At 39.9% G+C, this 23472-nt stretch carries 20 protein-coding genes and 1 rRNA gene; 7 read left to right on the top strand and 14 right to left on the bottom strand.

From position 1 onward, the window contains the following. Positions 1-51 precede the first annotated feature (51 nt). The 8 genes from M2408_RS25565 to M2408_RS25530 form a co-directional block, all read right to left on the bottom strand. On the bottom strand, positions 52-2442 hold the full coding sequence (locus M2408_RS25565) for a PDZ domain-containing protein (protein WP_259187401.1): 2391 nt from the start codon (positions 2440-2442) through the stop codon (positions 52-54). Positions 2443-2755: 313 nt separating this feature from the next. Next, entirely contained in the window at positions 2756-4189 is a 1434-nt protein-coding gene (locus tag M2408_RS25560; RefSeq protein WP_259187400.1) for a RagB/SusD family nutrient uptake outer membrane protein, read from the bottom strand. Positions 4190-4201: 12 nt separating this feature from the next. Next, positions 4202-7579 carry a TonB-dependent receptor gene (locus M2408_RS25555; RefSeq protein WP_259187398.1) on the bottom strand — a complete coding sequence of 1126 codons (3378 nt, stop codon included), beginning with the start codon at positions 7577-7579 and terminating at the stop codon, positions 4202-4204. 189 nt (positions 7580-7768) lie between these two features. Further along, a complete protein-coding gene (locus tag M2408_RS25550) occupies positions 7769-9016 on the bottom strand; it encodes a FecR family protein (RefSeq protein WP_259187397.1) in 1248 nt (415 codons plus the stop codon). Between the two features lie 62 nt (positions 9017-9078). Beyond that, on the bottom strand, positions 9079-9657 hold the full coding sequence (locus M2408_RS25545; protein ID WP_259187396.1) for an RNA polymerase sigma factor: 579 nt from the start codon (positions 9655-9657) through the stop codon (positions 9079-9081). Between the two features lie 69 nt (positions 9658-9726). Beyond that, positions 9727-10245, bottom strand: coding sequence for a hypothetical protein (locus M2408_RS25540; protein ID WP_259187395.1), 519 nt, complete (start codon positions 10243-10245; stop codon positions 9727-9729). A 127-nt stretch (positions 10246-10372) separates the two neighbouring features. Next, complete coding sequence (locus M2408_RS25535) at positions 10373-10780, bottom strand: EthD family reductase (protein ID WP_259187394.1); 408 nt, start codon at positions 10778-10780, stop codon at positions 10373-10375. 169 nt (positions 10781-10949) lie between these two features. Next, complete coding sequence (locus M2408_RS25530) at positions 10950-11315, bottom strand: hypothetical protein (RefSeq protein ID WP_259187393.1); 366 nt, start codon at positions 11313-11315, stop codon at positions 10950-10952. A gap of 209 nt (positions 11316-11524) precedes the next feature. Between M2408_RS25530 and M2408_RS25525 the strand changes: the two genes are divergently transcribed. Further along, positions 11525-13009 (top strand): alpha-L-fucosidase, encoded by a 1485-nt coding sequence (locus M2408_RS25525; RefSeq protein WP_259187392.1) that lies wholly within the window; start codon positions 11525-11527, stop codon positions 13007-13009. 141 nt (positions 13010-13150) lie between these two features. Here the strand turns inward: M2408_RS25525 and M2408_RS25520 are convergent, their stop codons facing one another. Next, entirely contained in the window at positions 13151-14212 is a 1062-nt protein-coding gene (locus M2408_RS25520) for an alpha-L-fucosidase (protein ID WP_259187391.1), read from the bottom strand. A gap of 214 nt (positions 14213-14426) precedes the next feature. Between M2408_RS25520 and M2408_RS25515 the strand changes: the two genes are divergently transcribed. After that, complete coding sequence (locus tag M2408_RS25515; RefSeq protein WP_259187390.1) at positions 14427-14924, top strand: DinB family protein; 498 nt, start codon at positions 14427-14429, stop codon at positions 14922-14924. Between the two features lie 17 nt (positions 14925-14941). Next, positions 14942-15661 (top strand): DNA alkylation repair protein, encoded by a 720-nt coding sequence (locus M2408_RS25510; RefSeq protein ID WP_259187389.1) that lies wholly within the window; start codon positions 14942-14944, stop codon positions 15659-15661. A gap of 322 nt (positions 15662-15983) precedes the next feature. On the opposite strand, the gene M2408_RS25505 is transcribed toward M2408_RS25510, so the two are convergent. Beyond that, on the bottom strand, positions 15984-17477 hold the full coding sequence (locus tag M2408_RS25505; RefSeq protein WP_259187387.1) for a succinate CoA transferase: 1494 nt from the start codon (positions 17475-17477) through the stop codon (positions 15984-15986). A gap of 434 nt (positions 17478-17911) precedes the next feature. Here M2408_RS25505 and M2408_RS25500 point away from each other — a divergent pair, with 434 nt between their 5' ends. Then, the gene (locus M2408_RS25500) at positions 17912-18745 is read left to right on the top strand and encodes an AraC family transcriptional regulator (RefSeq protein ID WP_120259332.1); all 834 of its coding nucleotides are present in this window, start codon (positions 17912-17914) and stop codon (positions 18743-18745) included. A gap of 39 nt (positions 18746-18784) precedes the next feature. Next, positions 18785-19636, top strand: coding sequence for a DUF1080 domain-containing protein (locus tag M2408_RS25495; RefSeq protein WP_259187386.1), 852 nt, complete (start codon positions 18785-18787; stop codon positions 19634-19636). Between the two features lie 146 nt (positions 19637-19782). Here M2408_RS25495 and rpsT read toward each other — a convergent pair whose 3' ends face one another. Then, entirely contained in the window at positions 19783-20037 is a 255-nt protein-coding gene (gene rpsT / locus M2408_RS25490; protein ID WP_046671646.1) for a 30S ribosomal protein S20, read from the bottom strand. A gap of 113 nt (positions 20038-20150) precedes the next feature. Between rpsT and M2408_RS25485 the strand changes: the two genes are divergently transcribed. Continuing rightward, positions 20151-20684, top strand: a complete 534-nt coding sequence (locus tag M2408_RS25485) for an RNA methyltransferase (RefSeq protein WP_259187385.1) — start codon at positions 20151-20153, stop codon at positions 20682-20684. 90 nt (positions 20685-20774) lie between these two features. Beyond that, entirely contained in the window at positions 20775-21647 is an 873-nt protein-coding gene (sucD, locus tag M2408_RS25480; protein ID WP_077438675.1) for a succinate--CoA ligase subunit alpha, read from the top strand. 88 nt (positions 21648-21735) lie between these two features. Here the strand turns inward: sucD and M2408_RS25475 are convergent, their stop codons facing one another. The 3 genes from M2408_RS25475 to rrf all read right to left on the bottom strand — a co-directional run. Then, entirely contained in the window at positions 21736-22239 is a 504-nt protein-coding gene (locus M2408_RS25475) for a DinB family protein (protein WP_259187384.1), read from the bottom strand. Between the two features lie 9 nt (positions 22240-22248). Continuing rightward, complete coding sequence (locus M2408_RS25470) at positions 22249-23139, bottom strand: DUF4886 domain-containing protein (protein ID WP_259187383.1); 891 nt, start codon at positions 23137-23139, stop codon at positions 22249-22251. A 245-nt stretch (positions 23140-23384) separates the two neighbouring features. Continuing rightward, positions 23385-23472, bottom strand: a 5S ribosomal RNA gene (gene rrf / locus M2408_RS25465); the annotation flags it as partial.

Raw genomic sequence — 23472 nt, 5'->3', positions numbered from 1 at the left:
AACCTCATTTTATTATTGTACCAGGCTATTAATCATACAGTAGATGACTTACTAAAGTTGCAAATTCAATTCCTGCTGTTGCTGATTTCTAAAGACATTAACTTTTGGTTGATCGGCGTGGACATGTTTTTTAATCGCTTGCTGCAGATCTGTTAATTGATCTGTCTTCTCACCTTGATAGTTTAGCACCACATCGCCTGTCCGCAAACCGCTTTTATAAAGTGTGCTCTTTTCGTCCAATTGAAGGACCAATACACCTGCGATCGATGGCAGACCTGCCGCTGACTGTTCGCCCAATGTTTCAACAGATTTAAATTGCCCGCCTTTCCAAGCCCACTTCACGCCCTGCTCTTTTGTATCCTTTTGTATCAGCTGCGGTATCTCAGGGCTGGCAGCAAGGCTTTTCAGTCTTTTGCTGGTCACACCAAAATGCAGCATATCAAAATTTTTGAAACCTTGGTCTTTCCAGTTCTTCAATCGAAAATCGCCTAGAGCAGGTGCGACAAAATTCATCGCAACAACACGCCCATGTTTTTCTATGCCTTTGGCCTGATCTTTTTGAAGATCTTCTTGTCGTGCGTAGATATTGTAATCCACCTCATCCCCCCAATACTTCACCTGAATATCTTGATGAGCATGCATCACAATATTATTGCGAAAGACATCATGGCTATTTTGGAACCAGACATGGGGATGAAAACCATTGTTGAGCATCACATTGTTATATACTTTGCGGTAAAAGCCCTCCCTCAATTTCAACCCGCCACTTAAACACAAGTTATTGTATATTTCATAGTTGGAGGATCCATCATCCAGATCAATGTCCCATCCGTGATCACAGCGAAAACGGTTGTCGTGAATTTTGGTTGTTTTGACCGCATCCAGTAAGATCAAGTCTGGGTGAGCTGCTGTCAGCTGATCCATCTTGTTTCGATCGGGATGCCAAAAACGATCACGTCCCCAGGAATTAAACGCACCATGGTCGCTGGTTTCCAGCACGGTGCTAAAAACATCATTGTAAGCGATCTCATGACCGCCCCAGGTGCCGTCACCTACATTGATCCCTGCGCGGGGTACATTGTAAATTGTATTGTGCAAAATACGTAAAGACTCTGCCATAGACACTTGTACACCTGCCACTTGTTTTTCGATCAGACCGATGCTGTGGATCAAATTGTCACTGGCTTCACAATCCATGGGGTAATTATTACTTTTAGGACCTTTGAGGGTGTCCATCTGATCGAGTGGAACAAATTTTTCATAGCGAAACGCTGGTGAACGTACAGCCTCGGGATCACCTACAAAATTGATGGCACCGGCACCGATCTGTTCGATACGATTACCACTGATCTTTACACCACGGTTGTAATTGTTAACGAAGATCGCATTTCCACCCAATTCGATAAAATCATTGGCACGAAGGATACAGTTTTCAGCACCTTCGATCTTCACTGCTCCTTGACGATAGATGGTCCAGTCGCTACGCAACAAAGGTTCGGCTGTTTTCATAAACGTAGGTGCAGTATGCGTAAAGCGGATACCGCTGACTTCGATATCGTGCACTGGATTGTTGGCAGATCCAGCGATTGTAATCAAATTTTCCAGCTGTGGTGCTACAAATTTCAATTGATTGGGGTCTTTACCTTTAGATGGCATATAATACAGAGTTGCTGTCCCCTCATCCAAATACCATTCTTGTGCACTGTCAAGTTCTTCAACTATATTCTCGACATAGCGGTAGGTTTCATGCATTGGGCTTGGCCGGTTATTTTGCTCTCCGCCTGCTAATGTAACCTTTGATGCTCCATCTTTTCCGGTAATACGGTAATGGAATCCACCCCAGCGACCTGAATGTAAAGCATGTACAATACCTCCTGTCGGATTTTTCCAGGTGGCAACGCGTTCTGGACTCAGTGCGTCAGCAGCGTAGCCCTGAAAGGGTAGTACGGATGCGTCATAATTTGGATACCGCGCCCGAATCAGGTGTGCATCATTGGCATATAAACTTTGGAAACTCATTCCCGCAGGAACTTTGGCTTTCCAGATTCCTTTATCTCCCTGCTCCCATTTCAGATCAAGCGGTTTAGCTCCACTGAGGATAACTTGCTTTCCGTCTGCGGCTTTGATCCGCAATGGTAGTTTTTTTGTACCGGACCGCGCTGCAGATATTTGAATTGGTTTGTCTAGATAGTAAGTGCCGCCAGTAAAAATAATTTCGATTCCAGTTGTCGCCTTTCCCTGTTTGGATTTTTCAACGACACGCAAGGCTGCCTCGGCGGTAGCAAACGGCCGCGCTACTGTTCCCGGATTTTGGTCATTGCCCTTTGTACTGACGTAAACTCGCTTGATTGTACCAGACTGTTGCGCTTGTATTGTAAACATAGGTGCACAGCTCAGACCAATAAACAATATTTTGGGAACTAGACTTGGTTTTATCTTCATAATTTTAATATTTCATTTGGTTATCGTTTGGTCAATTTTAGCTTCTTATTATAATTCAATTTTAACCTCTTATTATACAAGATGACTAATAAACGAATTTGTCCCTACAAATCCGTTTATTTTAGTTGTTTTATTTTCAGGAGCCGCCCGCAAAACTGCGGCCCCTTTTTTTAAATTTGCTCTAATCTCCCTTGATCTCTTTTTAACTATTCATTTTTCAGGGGCTCGCTTTTCTTTTGGGACAGCTTGTTGTTTCATACTCTTTCTAGTTGTCCAATTAATTTGCACTTTTTCTGCCCCTAGTCAAATATTGTTATTTATATAAGGGATTCTGTGGTATATTATTGTTGGTCACTTCGGTGGTCGGAATCAGCCAGGTCTGGTTGTATGGTCCGACAGGAACGTTCAGCGAGGCACCACGTTGTTTCTGAATACGGTCAAATGTATTGGTTCGCTTCATAATCGTCCAAGACTGTCCCTCTTCATGCAATTCCCAATCAAACTCTCTCCAAACCGCCTGTTGGAATTGTTCCTTGGATAATCCACTCAAATCAGGTACCTGTGTAGGATCATTTTTATCCATACGTGCTCTTTTACGAATAGCATTAATATAGCTATAGGCATTTGCAGGACCATTGATTGCATTTTCGGCTTCAGCGGCAATCAGATACATCTCTGCCAATCGGATAATGGGAACAGTATATGGAATACTTGCCTGTGAGGGTAAATCCCCTCGATTGATAGAGACGGTATCCACAAATTTCTGAAAAAATGGGCGGTCCAGAACCTTTTTATCAGGCTTGATGTAGTTGCTAATGATCCCCCAGGAAAAACGGCGATCACCTTTTGAAAAACTCGCCATAAAATTGTTTGATGGAACCAGGGTCGGATTATAACCAGGAGAAGTATTGGATGAGCCGTTCAAGAAATTGGAACCACGACCTGGTTCATATAACTTCTCCCAAATGGATTCGCTGGTATACTTCGTATTGTGAAATACCTGCGCATAATCATCCATAAGTTTGTATTTTCCAGAGTTGATCACCGCTGTAGACTTTTGCAGCGCATCTTTATAATACTGGGTTTGCTTGAGTGGATTGCCGGCCATAGTCAGGTATACGCGTGCCAGAAGTGCAGTAGCCACGTTTTTATCCACCCGTCCCTGCTGTGCGGCTTTGTCAGGAAGATTCTGCTCAGCGTACAGTAAATCTTTTAACACCTGTTCGTAAACCTGAGCCTGTCCAGTTCGGGGCAATCTTAGACTATTGTAATCTTGAGGAATCTTCAATGGTAACGGCACATCACCAAACAATTGTACCAGATTAAAGAAAGCATACCCCCGCAAGAAGCTGGCCTCGGCAATTAATTGTGTCTTTTTACTATCATCCAATGGCGCATTGGGAAGATATTGCAAAATAAAATTAGCATTCTTAATCACTGCATAGGGTGTATTCCATGCACCACCTGCATTGTAATAATCAGGTGTAGGTTGATTATTATAAATTGGCAAGGCTTGTTCGGCTGATGCAGAAGGTGTTGCATAGAGATCGGTAATCATCTCATGTGTATACACTACATACAGTGGAAAATCAGCGTAGATACCTGTTACTGCTGATTCATAGCTACTCGGGTTCTTAAAAAATTCATCCGGTGAAATCACCGTCTTTGGCGTCTCTTGCAAGGATTTTTCACAGCTCTGTAACAGACCGGCGGCCAACAGAACGCAAAGGATATAATTTAATTTCATAATTGCTCGTATTTAAAAATTAACTCTTAAACCTGCGGTAATGGACTTAAAAGCGGGATAGTTACCGCGGTCCCAACCATTGACAGACGCGGAAGCCCAAGATACTTCCGGATCATAACCACTATACTTGGTAATGGTCAAATAATTCTGTGCACTGAGATACACCCGGAGGTTGGACAAACGCCAGGATTGCAATAGGTTCTTGGGAAAGGTATAGCCTATGGTCACATCACGCAAGCGCAAATAAGAGCCATTTTCTACCCACAGCGAGTTGGCATAGTCTCGGATTGCACTGCCACTTTTTTCACTTGGGCGATCAAACTGCGCTTCTCCTGTACCCGTCCAACGGTTATTGTAGGCCTCATACGTGGGATTCCAATTGCCATTGAGCGAAATATTGTACTTACGGAATTCATTGACAATATCATTGCCATAACTTCCGACGATCAAAAAGGAAAAATCAATATTTTTGTAGGTAAAGCGATTATTAAAACCAAAAGTAAATTTGGGTTCCAAATGACTAATTACCGTCCGATCCTCACTTGCCGAAACAAGGCCCTGACCGTCCCAGTTTTTAAAACGGTAATCTCCTGCGCGCTTATCTGGCTCTCCATTATCTTTCGCCTCCTGATCGGTCTTGTAGGTACCTTCCACAGTAAAACCATACAATTGCATCATGGATTGGCCTACAATGGTGGGGAACCAGTTGCCACCAGTCCCGATTTCCTTGTAGGTAATCGGCTGTCCATACGCGTCGAGTCCGATGTCTAATACTTTGGTACGATTGGCGGATAGATTGAGTGAAGTATTCCAAGTAAATCCCTCCCCTATATTTGGTCGGGCAGAAACCTGAAATTCAAATCCACGATTTTGAACAACACCTATATTTTGCAATACGGAGCTAAAGCCACTTGATCCAGGCAAGGTCACATTGAGTAATAGGTCTTCTGTGCGTTTGTTATAGTAGTCTGCCACAACCTGAATCCTGTTGTCCAAGAATCCCAACTCCAAGCCCAAGTCTGTCTGCTTGGTTGATTCCCATTTGAGATTTGGGTTAGCCATCGAAGACAGGAAAAAGCCTGTTCCGATTTTACTATCAAATACGACATCCCTTGCACTCACATTGGCCAGTGTCTGGTAGTTACCTATACCTTGATTCCCGGATTTCCCATAAGATCCGCGGATTTTAAATTGAGAAATCAGCTCTTGGTCTTTTAAGAATTCTTCCTTATGAACATTCCAAGCCAAGGCTGCTGAGGGGAAAAAGGCGAACTTTTGATTAAGGCCAAAACGTGAGGAGCCATCGTATCGGCCTGTCAATGTCAGAAAATAACGGTCTGCGAAACCATAATTGATCCGTCCAAGATAGGATATTAGTTTATTGTCTCCATAAGACGTAGAAGGCAAGCCTTTCGTAATAGCCGAACCAATAGCATTGTTTTCATACAAATCACTGACAAAACCAATACCGCTACCACTATTGAGATTATCGCCTTTGCTCTTCTGATAGGTAAATCCAGCCACAGCATTGATGTGATGCTGCCCGAAATCTCTTTCGTACTCCAGGACATTTTCATTAATAATTGTGACAGAGCTATTATAACTTTTGGATGCGACGCCAAAAATTGGTTTTCCATTTGCATCTGTCCGTTGTCCCAAACTAATCGTGCCCGGATAGTAAAGATCATTTTTGGTTGTTCCTTGATCTATTCCAATACTGCTCTTCAATTTTAAACCAGCCATAATATCCACGGCCAAACTCGCATTTCCAATAATGCGAAGATTGTTGGAAGTATTATTCCAATTCTCGGATAATCCAACAGGGTTTGTCTCACCCCAGGATACCCCCGTAAACTTGGTATAATTTCCATTTTGGTCATAAACCTGCATCGTCGGAGGCAATACCATACTGGACCAAGGAATCCCTCCTCCACCATCGGCACTTTCATATTGTGCGCGGTTGTACTTCGAATTTTGTAGAGACATCGATGTCGCAAAGGTCACCCGATCCCAAAACCGATGTTCAATATTACCTCGAAAAGATAAACGTTGAAATCCAGAATTGCGGATAGTTCCATCTTGATTAAGATAACCAAAAGAGGTGTAGTATTTTGTCGCATCATTACCACCACTAAGATTAAGGTCATGATTTTGGACCATTGCCGAACGATACACCAAATCTTGCCAATCGGTCCCTTTACCTAGGTTGCGGATCTGTTCGTCAGTCCATGGCAAAGGTTTGTTTTCATTTTTGGTGATATTATTATTTTGGGTTACTTCGTTTTGCAGATTGGCAAAATCCTGTGCATTGAGCACATCAATACGTTTCCGCAAGTTTTGTACACCGAAATAGTTGCTATATCCAATTTGTGTCTTGCCACTTTTTCCCTTTTTTGTGGTAATCATAATAACCCCATTGGCTCCTCGGGAACCATAGATCGCGGTTGAAGAGGCATCTTTCAGTACAGAAATATTTTCGATATCCTCTGGGTTCAACTGTGCTGATAGACCATCCAAGGGCATACCATCGACTACGTATAAGGGATCATTGCTGGCGGAAAGTGAATTGATACCTCGGATCTGAATTTTCATTGCTTCACCGGGTTGTCCTGAGGCCTGATTGACCCGAACACCAGCTGCTTGCCCCTGTAGTGCCTGCGCCACATTGGAAACGGTATTGACCTGTGTAATTTGACTGGATCCTATGCTCGATACGGATCCTGTCAAATCAGACTTTTTGACAGACCCGTAACCTATGACGACAACTTCACCGATGTCCATATTGGAATTTTGCAGTACAACTTGTATTGTATTCTTACCGTTTGTCGACAGTTCCTGCGTCATGTAACCCACAGAAGAGATTTGCAAGATAGCCTGCGCCGCTCCACTCAGTTTAAATCGGCCACTAGCATCCGTCTGGGTACGATTGCTTGTTCCTTTAATCTGCACAGTAACCCCCGCAATCGGCTTACCGTTGTTGTCCTGTACGACTCCTGTGATTTCATGCTGTACATAGGTATAGACGGGAACCGTCTTCTCTGCTTCGCGGATCACAATCATCTTATCGACGAGCGTCCACTGCAAATTCTTTCCCGCGACAATCATATCCATAGCTTGTTGTAAACTAGCCTCCTCAATACGCGCAGTAATCGGAATATTGGCAATCTGTGCCCCGCGAAAGAAGAAGCGATACCCCTGTTGCTTCTGAATGGATTTCATCACCTTTTTTAAAGTTTCATGCTGCGCGTTTACGGTAATCTTCTGTGCTTTGACACTTGCGAAGGTCTGTAGGACAGCAGCAATACATAGCATAACCGTTAATTTCATATAGAGTAATAATCGGATCGCTGGACGATACATAGCCCGTCCAGTATATGGTTTAAAAAACATATCTTTGTGTGTTTGATTGGTTATTTAATTCACGTTAATAAGTCCAGTGTTATACACTGGTGCAAGCCCGTCAAACAATTTAGCTGAGTGATGTGTCCAGCATCGCTCAGTTGTTTTCTTGGCCTATTCGATTGGTTATTGTATTTCCGAAATGACCTCCTTTCTATAGAATTTTCCCTTATTTTATTGTTATTCCCCTTCAATCATCAGGCGTGTACGGTCGGCTTTCCGCTCCAAGCGTAATTTGACCCCGCTTTTTTGCAATATTTCAACTACTGTTTTTAAGCTCTTATTCCGCTCAATTGTTCCGAAAAAAGCAACATGTGGTTCTTTACCTATGTATTGTATATCGATATCATACCATTTACCCAATTGCTCAAAAGCTTCCTTTGCATCTTCGCCATCAAAATAGAATAACCCATCTTTCCAAGCGATGGCCTGATCCACATCAACTTCTTTGATTTGAAACGCATTGCCATCAAATAAACTTTGTTTCCCTGGTGTCAATAAGACTGATTTCGAAGGATATCCTGCAGCGGATACTGCTACTTTACCTTCCAATAAAGTTGTCTTCGTGGTCTTGATATTAGGATAAGCCGTTACATTAAACTTAGTCCCCAAAACCTCCAACAACTGCCCCTTGGTTTTTACCAGAAAAGGGATACGGGTAGGTTTAGCTCCACGAACAGCATTGTTTGATGTAAGTTTGGCGACTTCAAAATAAGCTTCCCCTTCAAGTTCAACCACGCGGTTATTTTTCTCAAATCGTAACGGGTAATGCAACTTAGAACCTGAGTTAACCCAGACTTGAGTGCCATCGGAAAGGATTATTTTATAAAAATTCTTTACAGGAACCTCCAATGTTAGCAAAGTATTATCTGCGATCTTTGTATTAGTCAAATCTGTCGTGGCAAGTCTATCACCATTTACATATTGAATTTCCTCCCCCATTTGGATGCCCTGATCGTCTGATTTTAGTGCGATAACAGTACCATCCGGTAAGGTTAAGCGCGCGCCACTTTTCCCCGGTTTTATATCTTCGGTATTTTTATAGGCCAATGTTTGCCCTTTTTTATCCGACTGTCTCTGTTGTACGATGAAGTAAATGGAGAAACAACAAAGCAAAATCGCTGCAGCCGCATACCACCACAAAGCGGAGACTTTCCTAGTTTGCACAGGCTCTTCCATTGCTTGGACTTTCTCCATCACTTTTGTCAAGAGCATCTGATCATCTTGACTTTTTTTCGAAGTATTGTTCAGACGATGCCAAATCGCTAGATCGTGTTCCCATCCGCTATTTTCTGCGAGTTGCTCAAAGAACACACGATGTTGTGGATCCGAATTGAGCCAAGTCTGCAGCTCATCCTGTTCCAAATCCGTAAGGTCGCCCTGAAAGTGATGAAAAATAAGGCATGCAATATCTCTAGGCACAGTCATAATCGTGGTTTTTATAGGTAAACCGGAAACTGAGCAAAACCTTAGTGAATATTTTACTTTTTTTAAAGATGCTGAAAAAGATAGGGGGCTAGGAACAATGCCAATAACATATCATTCCGTCCAAATCGCTGTCTAAGATAACTTAGCACCTTAGATTTAGCGTAAAACACATTATTAGCGGTGGTGTTTAATAATGTACAGATTTCCTCCGTACTGTAACCTTCCAAATAACTCAATCTAAAGATTTGTGCTTGTTGTGTTGGCAGTTTATCCAACTCAGCATATAATAATTGAATAAACTCAGCATAAATCATATCGAATTGTATATTTCGATCGTCCTGTTGGTCTATCCCCTCAAGCCCATGGTAGACAAAGGGCGATGATTTTTCCTTTTCAATATGGTTCAGACAGGCATTCTTCGTGGTTTTAAACAGGAAATATTGAATATGGCCAAGATCAGTCATCCGTGCACGATGCTGCCAAAGTTTAAAGAAACTATCAGCAACAATTTCTTCACATACGGTTTCATCTCGAATAAATTTGTAGGCGAAAAACAATAGGGATGACCTATTTTGCTGAATGCAAAATTCTAGCACCCGCTGGTTTCCAGCCTTAAAGTCTTCAAAATAATTGTAATCCATTTGAGCTAATCAATAAAGCAATTTATCATAGTAAGACGATTGAAATAAGGTATTTTCCTGTTAAAAATGCTACTTTTTTATCTTTTTTAAAACATCCAAGTATTTTTTCTTTACACCATTATCTTCCTCCAACTCACAAAGGAGTTCCACTTCGGGGATTAAAAAATCATTTTGAACGGTTTTTAACTTGATTATTTCGGCTAGGGCATAGGCCGTAGCCCAACGGACAACCGTCCCACTATTACGTGTATTTTTCAACAAATTAGCGACAGTCTTATCCAATTGATCTGGAAAAAGCTTTGTAATATTTCCAACTATTTTGGCGCTCTCCCATTTTACTCTTGGTTCATTATCCTTCAATGCATGTGTCACATAATCCAACAGGTTGCTGTTGGCAATTGTCGAATTCTTTTTCGTCGCATATTCAATAGCTTCTAGACAGGTCGCTTTGTCAATAGCCTTTTGTTGATCTGCATATTCTAATAACAATTGGAGAGAAAGGTCGCCATTGAGTAATCTAGCTCCAAGAATAGCGACCTTACCCTTTAATTTTATCGATTTGTCTTGAAAAATTTCTTCTATTTCCATCTGTAGATAAATTGCTTATTATTTTAAGAGAGCCAAATAAAATTATGCTGAAAATAAAGATAAAAATAAAAGTCGTTTGCTTTTCACAAACGACTTTCTTCAGGTCTTAATTTTAAATAGATCCTGATTATTCTACCACTTCATTAATCTGAACTTCGGGCTTGACATTGGTGTATTTTGGAAAATCCTCTGCAAACTTACTCCCATTCTCTTTCATAGGACCCTCATAACCCGCTACCGATTCAAAATACAAATGACAAATGGCCAAATATGTTGGTTCACCTTGTGATCCTTTTCCAGAAAGCCCTTTGTCAATCGCGACACCTTTTAAATTTTTTCCAAAAACTTGTTTCACCAAGGCCATATGTTTATCGAGATAATAATTCCAGTCAAATGTTTTTCCTGGCCCATTAGGATAAAAGACAGTTAATTTAATCATCCCTTTTTTCTGAAAAGGTGGATCGGCCTTCACGCTATTTTGGAATCCGAACAGCATGGTGATCATGACCAAAAGTAAAATGATTTTTGTTTTCATGTTTGTTTGAAATTAAGTTTATCTTGGTTGCATTATATTATCTACTATAAATATACTGATCAAGCTTTAGGTCTGCTTATATTTTTTTCATTTTACCTATTTTTAGGAGGGCGGATAAAATACGATATTGAGCTGAATATAGATTCACCTTATTTGGAAAGATTATCTGTTATGATTTAGCTTCAGATGTCTTTGAAAACTCTTTAATAATTTCTATATAACAATGATCAAAGATATATTTCGGCATAGCTAAATTTCTATGAAAAACAAAGTAATGACCTGTCATTTTATAACTGACCCATGGGGTTCTAAACTTATGATCAATAGGAGATATAAATTTATCGTCTTGTCTACTTAAATATAGTGACAGTTTGTCTTTATCATTTCTGAAAATAATTGAAGTCCGATTCAAATCAATAATAAAAAATGGTCTTCTTTTAAAATAATAAAGATAAAGCAATAGGTCGGGGACAAATTTCTCCTTGACTTCATTTCTAGAATTTGCATAAATCCGAAGCTTTAATAATGATTCCATATTTTTAGTATCTTACTCTCTTATTGACGGTTGAAGGCTCGAAATGTCCCTAAAAAAATGAGAAGAAATTTTCTTTTTTTAGGGACAATCTAACATATTTATCGTCTTCTATAAGTAGGGAGTGATGCTAGATCTAAAACGTAGTGATCTGAAACCGATAAAGCTAAACTTCAAGGTTTCGAAAATTTAAAACGCATACCAAATAAATTATGAATAAAACACTATTTTTTATTGCTATGTTTCTCAGTCTATCCACAATAGGCTACTCACAGGAACAAAAATCCAGCAACAAGCCTACGCAGGCACAAAAGGAAATGATCAAACGTGGCTATGGCATGTTTATGCATTTCGGCGTCAACACCTTTACGGATGTAGAATGGTCTGATGGAAGCATTCCCGTAGAAAAATATAACCCAACGCAGCTCGATCCGGATCAATGGGTACGTACAGCTCGGGATGCGGGATTCCGTTATGTCCTATTAATTACAAAACATCATGACGGTTTCTGTTTATGGGATAGTAAATACACTGATTATGATGTCGCCGCCTCACCGGTGAAAACAGATGTGGTCAAGGCTGTATCCGATGCCTGTAAAAAATATGGTCTGGATTTCGCAATCTATTATTCCCTGTGGGATCGCAAAGAACCATCTTACAAAGACAAGGATCCCCAAAAGTATATTGATTATATGAAAAACCAGCTGACAGAACTCTTTACCAAATATGGCAACATTAGCGAACTATGGTTGGATGGTGGTTGGGATCGTCAACCTGATAATTGGGGGCTGGACCAACTGTACAAGCTGGTCAAATCCTATAGTCCGAACTGCGCCATCAGCGTTAACCATACGATCGTTTATAAAGAAGGTGAACGAAATGCCGCCTTACCATCAACTATGACCGAGGATAATAAATATTATTTTCAATATTTTCCCTCCGATTTCCGTCTTTGGGATCCTAAGTTGATCACCCGTTATGACAAAAAACAATATCTGCATAAGGGCCAGTCCTATTATCTCCCTTATGAGCATACGATCTGTTTGAGCAGTCGCTGGAACTGGTTTCAAAAATCGACAGAATTGCCGATCCGGTCGGTCGACGAACTGGAAGAACTGTTCTACTGGAGTACAGATAATGACAACTGCCTAGTCGTCAATGTCCCTCCTGATCAAACGGGTCGTATCCGCGAATATGAAGCGAATGCCGTTATTGAATTAGGAAAACGACTGGGGCTAAAAAAAGGACAACCCTTGCCTAAAAACGGTCAGTTTGTTTCGGCAAAAGCACCTGTTACCGCAAGCTCAACCGCACAGGATACAAAAGTGAACTACGCTGCGTCAAATATTACTGATGGAAGCCTAGAAAGCCGCTGGATGGCCAGCGATACAATAGCAACAGTTGACATTCAATTGGATCCTAAGAAAAAATTTAACAAAATCAGCATCTTTGAATATCAGGATACCAAAAATCTAGGGGATGGGTTTTCCAATGTCAGAATCAATAGAATTCAGGAATATAAAATACAAGTCTTTAATAAGGGCAACTGGGAGACAATTTATTTGGGTGCTGAATCTATGGGCGATTGTAAGGTCATCCGGTTACCGAGAGCATATCAAACAGAAAAGCTACGATTGAATATCACAAAAGCAAGCGGCTTACCGTCCATTTATGAGATTAATGTTATTGACAAATAATGGAGCAGTCAACTAACTCATTGTGATGTATTCAAATAAGGAAAATGACATTATTTTCGATAATTAATATTGGAAGGGCCTAATAAAAAAGAACCAGATTCACGATGAGTCTGGTTCTTTCTAATACAATTTGCTAATCGTTTATTTTGCTTGACCTTTTCGCTCCGCCGCCGCTTTCAGCAATATCTCTTTACTTATCGCAGGAACCTCACCATTTCCGTCTGGACCTATATTCAACAATAAATTTCCGCCCTGTGTATTAATCTCCACCAACTTTTTGTTTACTTCCTCCGGGCTCTTCCAGGCACTGTCCGATCGTTTGAATCCCCATGAGTTATTCAAGGTATAACAAGCCTCCCAATCATAATCTACTTTCGCACTGAGGTGCTCTTGCTCTGGTGTACCAAAGTCACGTTTGAATTGCTCACGTTTGGCTACGCGATTATTGATAATAAGAGATGGCTTTAACTCACGTAAATATTGGTAGAGTTCCTGTCCAGCGGCCATATCCCACCAATTAACCCAATCACCATCAAACCAGAGCATATCGGTATCGTACTTGACAATCAATTCTTTCAACTGATTTTTCATATACTGTATATAAACAGCCCTCTGATCTTGTTTCATCGCGACCTGTCCCCATTTGTCCCAACCGTTTTTTCCATCGCTATTACGATACTGTGAATCGTGGTGCCAGTCTATAATACTATAATAAGTACCAAATCGGATTCCTTTTTTCTTACAGGCAGTAGCCAATTCCTGTATGAGATCCCGCCCTTTCATTGGTGTTGAAGCAATATCATAAGCTGTATATTTTGAATCCCATAGGCAAAACCCTTCATGGTGTTTGGTCGTAACTACCAGATATTGCATGCCTGCATCTTTGGCTAACTGGACGATTTGATCCGCATTAAAATGCGATGGGTTCCAGCTATGGATCAACTGGGCATATTCTTCCTTGCGAATATCTGCCCCTGCCTGAATCCATTCGGCATAGCCTTCAATTGGCTTTCCCTTATAGTCTCCACCAAGTTGGCTATAAAGTCCAAAATGGATGAACATGCCATATTTAGCTTCTCTAAACCATTGCATGTGTTTGTCAAAGTCTGCTTTGGATTGGTTTAAATAATTGATTTGAGCTTGTACCTTACTATTAAACAGCAAGGCAATAAGAGCGAGTGCAAGACCTGTTACTTTTTTCATTATTTCGTAATTTATAATTGGTTACACGAATTGTCAAAGCAAATATAAGGCTAGCGGGTTTCTCTTTTTAACCAAAGAAAATACCTGATCAATTCACGAATAATAATCAGCACGAAGTATTCCATACTTTATCTAAATATCGCAAATCTGTTTGGAAAGATTTATATTTACGTAAAAAGTTTTAAAAGATTTACAAAACTATAAACCAATAATTATGAGCTTAAAAACATTAATCACCAAAAGCGTACAGTACAACAACTGGGTAGTCAACAAGTATCTGGATTGGTTAGGTACCAAGTCAGATGAACAACTCAATCAAGAAGTCCCATCGAGCTTTCCGACGATCTTAAAAACATTAAACCATATATGGCAGACGCAGGAGTATTGGTGGAGTCATATCTCAGAACGTAATGACTTTGATTTCGAAAAAACATTCAGTAATAAAGAGGATATCTTCAGGGCTATCAAAGACAGTTCGCAGAAACTCCAGGACTATGTAGAAGGTCTATCGGAACAGGATCTAGAAAAAAATGTAAAGGTCGAATCGCCTTGGTTCCAGTGTGATTTTTCAAAATATGAATATATTCAGCATTTGATTATCCATGGGACCTACCACCGAGGGCAGATCGTCACCATGGGCCGGAATATCGGTATAACAGATGCTCCGATGACGGATTATAATTTTTGGAATATCTATAAAGATCAAAAATAATAAATCAGATCGTGCAAATGGAAAAAATGACCAGTAAGGTTCGTGTAAGAGAAATCCTAGAGCAGGCCAAGCAAAGTTGGGAACTGCAAGGGCAGGATGCGCTCCTTGTAGTCATATATGAAGGTTTATTGAAAAAGAAGGTTAGCTTTCCTCTTTTGGAATTCGCAGCAAAGGAAATGGCATTATGGGTACCCGAGGATGAACAGCTACACGTTATGGATATACTGGTCGCTACCAAAGAAATGGGAAGTTATGTATTGGCGGGTATGATGCTACAACTGCATTTACCTTTATATCTTGAAGAGTCGATCCAAAGAGCATGCGCTTATATTGTAGGCGGAGACGAATGGTATGTCTGCGATATCGTAGGTGAGCGTGTACTTGGGCATGCACTCCTTACCTATCCAGAAAAAACAATTCCTTTGTTGAAACACCTGGCCCAATATTCCGACAAGTGGATTGTCCGTACGATCGGTGTAGCGACACATTATGCGGTAAAGAAAGGCCTTTCACCACAATTTACGGAAATAATGTTCAGGCTTTTGCTTTCGCTATCCGATGCCACAGATTTCCACATCAAAAAGGGAATCGGTTGGGGAGCTAAAACGATCGCAAAATTCCATCCGACAATTATAGAACGCTACCGAAAACAGATTGAATTGCCGGAGATCAGGCAATGGTTCAGGACGAAAATTACCATCGGTCTCAATCGGAACAAAGTGGCAACGTCATTATAGATAACACCGAGAAAGTCTCGCAGATAGGCAACCACATGCAAATACCATAAAGAGCTACTACGGTTATTTTTGAAAAAAAGCTCGTAAAAAGTAAGATGGGTATCCCTCGAAACGCCCCCCCTATTGGGAATCGAGGGTTTAAAACGAGACAGTGAGCAGAATAATGATTTTATTAGTAATACTGTTGGAAAACTAAAACAGAATCCCAAGGAGTAGAATATTTGAAATGCATCTGGGAGGATATGTACCAAATTATAAAAGAATAGGGCTAGCTGAATCCTCAGTAGCCCTATTCTTTTATAACCTGTAGCAATATGTGCGGCTAGTCTTTCTTCATGGTTCCTTTTTCTCTTAAGTTGATATGCCAACTGAATGCTTCCTCCAATAAATGTGGCGTATGTCCTCCCCTTTCACAGGCACGAGTATAATAATCCAATAATTGCGCTTTGAAATCGGGGTGTACACAATTTTCAATAATAACTTTTGCGCGTTCTCGTGGTGCTAAACCACGTAAATCGGCTAAACCATAGTCTGTCACCAAAATATCAACATCATGCTCAGTATGATCCACATGAGATACCATCGGAACGATATGGGAAATCACATCACCCTTAGAGGCCGCTTGCGTGACGAAGATACTTAAGTAAGCATTTCGTGCGAAATCTCCTGATCCACCAATACCGTTCATAATATTGGTACCTGAGGTATGCGTGGAATTTACATTTCCATAGATATCAAATTCAATTGCTGTATTGATCGCAATAATGCCCAAACGCTTGATTAAGCCCGGTGTATTGGAAATATTTTGAGGACGTAGCACAATCTTGTCACGGTATTTGTCCAAATGATCAAATACGCGTGAGTAACATTCCTCCGATACGGTAATGGAAGAAGCTGATGCAAAATCCAGTTTACCAGCATCAATTAAATCAAATGTACTATCTTGCAATACCTCAGAAAACATTGTTAAATTATGAAATTTACTATGTATAAAGCCTGTAAGTACCGCATTGGCTACTTTTCCGATCCCGGCCTGCAATGGCATCAAACTTTCGGATAGATGTCCCAATTCAACCTCATTTTCAAAAAACGCCAATATATGTTTCGCTATTGCTGTTGTTTTCGCATCTGGCTCAGCAATATCCGCCGGACTATCAAGCTCATTGGTAAATACGATACCCACGATCTTGCTGGGATCCAATGGAATTGTTTTTCGACCGATTTTATTTTCGGGCGCGACAATAGGAATTACATTACGACGTGGATAATCTTCTGCCTGATAAATATCATGTATCCCTTTGATTGTGGTCGGTATAGCAGTATTGACCTCCAAAATAACCTGCTTAGCCAATGCGGCAAAAGTAGCTGAGTTACCAACCGAAGTCGTTGGAACGATACTACCGTCGGATTCGATCGCCGCAACCTCCAAAACAGCGATATCGACCTGTGGTAGATTTTTATTGTGTAACAGCTCTGCAGTCTCACTTAAATGCTGATCTATAAAAAGCACATCTCCAGCATTGATCTTATTGCGAAGGGTACGATCCACCTGAAAAGGCATGCGTTTGGATAGCGCTCCGGCTTCTGCCAGTTTTCCGTCTGTACCATGACCTAAAGAAGCCCCTGTAATCAACGTTATTTTCAACGGATCTTCTTTGGCCCGATCTGCCAATGCTGGTAATACGACTTTACTATCGCCTGCCTTTGTAAAACCACTCGACCCGACGACCATACCGTCCTGAAATAATTTTGCAGCTTCGGTAGCTGTAATAACCTTATCGTGTAAGCTCTGAATTTTTATCCTTTCGTAAGCCATATCCTTATAATTTTATTTTGTACGCTATTCATGTAAACTTAAGAAATTGAAACCTATTTATATCCGCTATTTTAAAAGATATTAAACGTCAGTGAACATTTCTTAAACAAACAATTTTAACGTTTTTTTATACAGTGAATTTATTACCATTCGACACAAAATTATTCAATGGAGACGAAATAACTATAACACATTGTTGTTCAGTAAAATAAACAAAAATATATTTCCTATTATTTTTATAAAAACAGAAACAGAATTCGTATCAATCTAATTTTCAATGAATTAAAAAAAATCAATTTAAAACCAAGTAAGTAAATACTAACTCGCCAGCTATTTAATTGCAATTTTATTGTAAGCATACACTCACTTTAACAGCAAGAAGGTTAGGTCTAGTAAAAAAGTCTTACCTTTGCAGCGTAGTTTTATAGGAAAAAATGAACATAAAAGATACAACGAGTGATTCAAAATATGTCAACCGCTATTATATGACGGAGGTTGATTCATTTCAAGATAGCATCTATTGCCATCATGCCATAATAGCTGAAAATCATATCACTGAGCATTGTCATGAAAAGGATCAATTTTTATATACAGAGGGTGGAGTCGTCTTTATAAAAACAGATGAAAAATCATATTTTCTGCCGGCCCGACATTATCTATGGATTCCCGCTGGTGTAAAGCATAGTATTCATCCAAGTACTCCTGAGGTAGTGATGCGTAATCTCTATTTTCCAAAAACGAATAACGATACCGCATTCTACAGCAAAATGGGCATCTACCCAGTAAACGATCTACTGATTGAATTGATCATGTTTACCAATCGTTGGAATGGCAATATATTCCCCGTTGAAGAACCTAAATATAGCTTAGCTACGGCATTTAAACTTATTCTTCCTGAACTATCGCTGCACGAACTTCCCTTGGCGCTGCCTTATCCAAGCCACCCCAAATTAAAAGATATCGTTACTTATCTAGAAGAGAATATCGAAGAAAATGTAAGCTTCAAAAAACTTGCAAGCCTCTTTAATATCAGCGAACGTACATTGGCGAGACTCTTTCAGAAGGAATTGAATATGTCATTTATCCAATACTATACCATCCTTAGAATGTTGACTGCGCTCAAGTTGTTATTGGATGAAAAACTAAGTGTCAATGAAGTCGCTTTGAAAGTTGGATATAACAGCTTGCCCACATTTAGTAATACATTCAATAAAGTCGTAGGTATTCGTCCCAGTGAGTATGTCAAACAAAAAGAATTGCTTATTTAAAAATGTTTCCCTAATTTAGGTCAATAAACCTAATTCAGGATGAAATTCAAACATATTATCTATGGTGCTGGAATTTTATTACTCAGTACTTCCGTATTTGGCAATTCTCAAGACAAAAAACCCAAACCCATTCAATTATTCAATGGGAAAGATTTAAAAAACTGGACCCCTAAAATCCGAAACCACAAGGTTGGAGATAACTATAAAAACACTTTCCGTGTTGAAGATGGTTTATTGAAAGTCCGATATGATGGCTATGATAACTTCAATTTTCAATACGGCCATTTATTCTTTAATAAAGAATTCTCAGCTTATTTATTACGTGTAACCTATCGTTTTGTAGGCGAACAAGCACCAGGCGGCGAAGGTTGGGCTTGGCGCAATAGTGGTGCTATGCTACACGGACAAGATCCGAAAACAATGGGTATAGATCAAGATTTTCCGATATCAATCGAAGGACAACTTTTAGGTGGCAATGGTAAGGACGAACGTACAACAAGTAATCTCTGTACACCGGGAACAAATGTTGTCATCGATAACAAACTATTTACCCCACACTGCATCAGCTCCACATCCAAAACCTATGCTGGAGATCAATGGGTAACAGCGGATTTTCTGGTATTGGGAGATTCACTTGTACAACATATCCTTGAAGACAAAGTGGTGATGCAATACACCAAACCTCAAATCGGTGGTGGCAATGTAACAGCCTTTGATCCTGCAGTAAAAAAAGATGGACAACTATTAAAGAAAGGAAGCATTTCGTTGCAGAGTGAGAGTCATCCAATCGACTTCAAAAAAGTAGAGCTATATGATTTGGAACCTTATATGAAAGATCCCAATAAGTTGAAAAAAGTCATTGCGGAGTTATTGCCCAATTTAAAGCAATAGTTTATCCACTAAATAACATAAAATAAAAAAAGCATCAGTATTGATGCTTTTTTTATTACTATTCGCTTGGAAAGAGAAATCCAAAGTATATAACATAAAGAAAAGGGATACAGCGAGCTGTACCCCTCAATATCTATACAGAAAGCTTACGCTAAACCGTTAACGAATTTAGTTAACTTAGATTTGTTGTTAGAAGCTTTTTTCTTGTGGATCACATTTTTCTTTGCCAAACGATCAAGCATAGAAATTACGCGTGGTAACAATGTTTTTGCTTCTTCTGCAGAAGTTGTATGACGTAATTTTTTGATTGCGTTACGCGTTGTTTTTGCTTGGTAACGGTTTCTTAAACGTTTAGTAGCGTTTGCTCTAATTCTTTTGATCGCTGATTTATGATTTGCCATTTTTTTTAGCTAATTTTTATTCAATTTTTTCTTGTAATTCGGACTGCAAAAATAACACCTTATTTTCAATATTCAAAATCTATTTTGTTTTTTAGGTTTAGTATATTTGCGACATGCAAAAATTATCGATGGATGAACTTCAACGTACAGATGTTGAATCGTTTAAAAAACAAGAAAAAACGCCTATCGCAATCGTTTTGGACAATGTTCGTAGTATGCACAATGTCGGCTCAGCCTTCCGTACCGCAGACGGATTTGCTATTGAAAAAATATATTTATGTGGCATTTCCGGCACTCCTCCACACCGAGAAATCGAAAAAACTGCTTTAGGTGCTACACAATCCGTGTCTTGGGAATACCATAAAGATACAACTGACGTCGTAGATCAGCTAAAAGCAGAAGGTTATACCATCATCGCCGTTGAACAAGCAGATGATAGTGTCATGTTACATCAATTTGAGCCAAAGTCGGATAAAAAGTATGCATTAATTTTTGGAAATGAGGTCAATGGAGTTGATGAAGAAGTCATGGAAAAAATCGATACTTGTATCGAAATCCCCCAATATGGCACCAAGCACTCACTTAACGTATCTGTCGCAATTGGCATTATCCTTTGGGATTTTATCCAAAAACGCAATCTGAACTAAAAATTTATCAATAAAGGTCATATTCCTATCCACATTGCTTCCATTTTAGAAAGCAAAATAGTAGATTTGTGTGCAAAATTTAAAGAAGAAATGAGTGTATTAGTTAATAAAGATTCAAAAGTAATCGTTCAAGGTTTCACTGGAAACGAAGGTACTTACCATGCGACTCAAATGATTGAGTACGGAACAAATGTAGTTGGTGGTGTGACTCCTGGTAAAGGTGGTCAACAACACTTAGACCGTCCTGTATTCAACACTGTTCAAGATGCAGTAGACGCTACAGGAGCTAATGTTTCTATTATCTTTGTACCTCCAGCATTTGCTGCAGATGCAATCATGGAAGCTGCCGCTGCGGGTATCGAAGTGATTGTCTGTATTACTGAGGGTATCCCTACAAAAGACATGATCCAAGTAAAATCTTACTTGAGCGACAAGAAATCTCGTTTGATCGGTCCTAACTGCCCTGGTATCATCACTGCAGGTGAAGCTAAAATCGGTATTATGCCAGGATTTATCTTCAAAAAAGGTAATGTAGGTGTAGTTTCTAAATCAGGAACTTTAACTTACGAAGCGGTAGATCAAACTGTAAAAGCTGGATTAGGAATCACGACAGCTATCGGAATCGGTGGTGACCCTATCATCGGTACAACAACTAAAGAAGCTGTTGAATTATTAATGAACGACCCAGAAACTGAAGCGATCATCATGATTGGTGAGATCGGTGGTGGAATGGAAGCTGAAGCTGCACGTTGGATCAAAGAACACGGCACTAAACCTGTTGTTGGATTTATCGCTGGTCAAACAGCGCCTCCAGGACGTCGTATGGGCCACGCTGGTGCAATCGTTGGTGGTGCTGATGATACTGCTGCTGCAAAAATGAAAATCATGCGTGAGTGTGGTATTCGTGTAGTTGAATCTCCAGCTGAAATCGGAAAAGCAATCGCTGAAGAATTGGCTAAATAATTAGACAATTCAACATATAAAAATAAAGGGGATCAATTTGATCCCCTTTATTTTTATATCTATTTTTCTATACCATATCCAAATGATACTACATACTGGGCATCGGTTCATCCGCCGAAGGCCCATATAAACCCGGTACTGGAATACCGAGTAACCGTAAATATACAGTCAACTGTCCACGATGGTGAACGATATGGTTGTTAACAATAAAACGTATAGCGCCAGCGCGTGGTAAACGTGCTATTTCATAGTCTCCAGCTTTCAATACCCAGTCTTTAAACCAGTCATCCTCAGCTATATCTTCTATGGCAGCTTTGTTCTTTTCCAATCCTTCAGAAAGAGTCAATTTAAGCTCTTCTACAGAAGATACTTTGAGTGGATGATAATCTACCTTAAAATCAAATGCATCTTTTGGTATCGCTTTAGACACCCAACTATGTAACTCCACAACATGGGATGCAAGCTCTCCTAGAGTCATCGATTTTTCATGCGGACGCCAATCCAATTTTTCATCTGGTATCCGATCCAAAATACGTTTGGTATTTTTTGTTTCATGATCTAATTCGATCAAATAGCTTTTTTTGATACTCATATAAATATATTATTTCATTAATTGAAAATCCTTCAATACAGTAACCCCATAAGGAGATTCCAACGCTTGATGTGCGGCCGCCCGTGCTATCTGCCCTTCAATATAGGTTACTTTAAGTGGCAAAAACGTATTATTGACAACATTTTCTTTAAACAGTGCCTCATACCAGGTACATGCGGCTACAAAACGTCCATAATCCAAATTAAGATGATAGCCATCCCGTGTGAATTGATCGCCTAAATAGCTTGATCGTGCATTTTGTATAGCTGTTCCCGAAGGTACCAATACATTAAAATTCCCCCAATTAAAGACTTCCTGAGAGGTGTTTACGATAGCCGTATACATTGCACTCTGATTACGATTATACCGGACAAAGCCTTCATGCGATGAACCATTCTGATAGGCCCAGGTTTGATGTAATATATAGTTCGTTTCCGGATACTTTACATGTTTTGTGACATACTCATATAAAAGTGGTAAATCCTTCGCATAGGAATCATAATCTCCCGATAAAGGGCTTGCCTGCTGGAAACTAATATAATCCCAAGCTTCATCTACCAAAGCCGTAGAAAGCCTTTCATTTGCCCGCTCTGACATCCGACCGTCGAGATTGATCTTCCGATAGCGATAAGCAGGTTTATCTTCTTTCGCATTGCTTACATGTAGGCTTAATGGTGCCCCACCAATATAAAGGTTACCGATGACGATCTTTTTCTTCCCTGCTTTGGCTAATTCATACAGGTTCTGCTCGATCGCATCCTCCGAAAAGCTATTCCCAATCGCCAATATGCGCAAAACACCATCATCCAATGCTTGCCCCTGTGCATTCAAACTATTGCTGATAAAGAAAAATACAAGTAAAAAAATACTGAGTAAGGATATCTGTTTAGCTTTCATCATATTTACATTGCTGTAATGACTAAATTAGCTAATATCTCGTAGAATTGCTAATCGTATAAAAGGAAAAACAGTTAAACCTGTAAACCAATACCGATTTTAGTGGATCCACTGCAGCGTCGATGCGTGGTCCATTGAAAAGTAGATTATATAACTTAAGGGCCAGGCCATTATTCTTTGGGATCTTTTGGGGCAGTATGTAAACGAAAGAAGCCCTTGACTGTTTCCAGCAAGGGCTTCCGTGTAAAAAAAGGCACCGACCTACTCTCCCACCTGTTACGGCAATACCATCGGCTCTGGCGGGCTTGACTGCTCTGTTCGGAATGGGAAGAGGTA

The organism is Sphingobacterium sp. BIGb0165 (assembly GCF_024810095.1).
Taxonomy (GTDB): Bacteria; Bacteroidota; Bacteroidia; order Sphingobacteriales; family Sphingobacteriaceae; genus Sphingobacterium; species Sphingobacterium detergens.
This window is presented reverse-complemented; position numbering and strand designations above follow the sequence as displayed.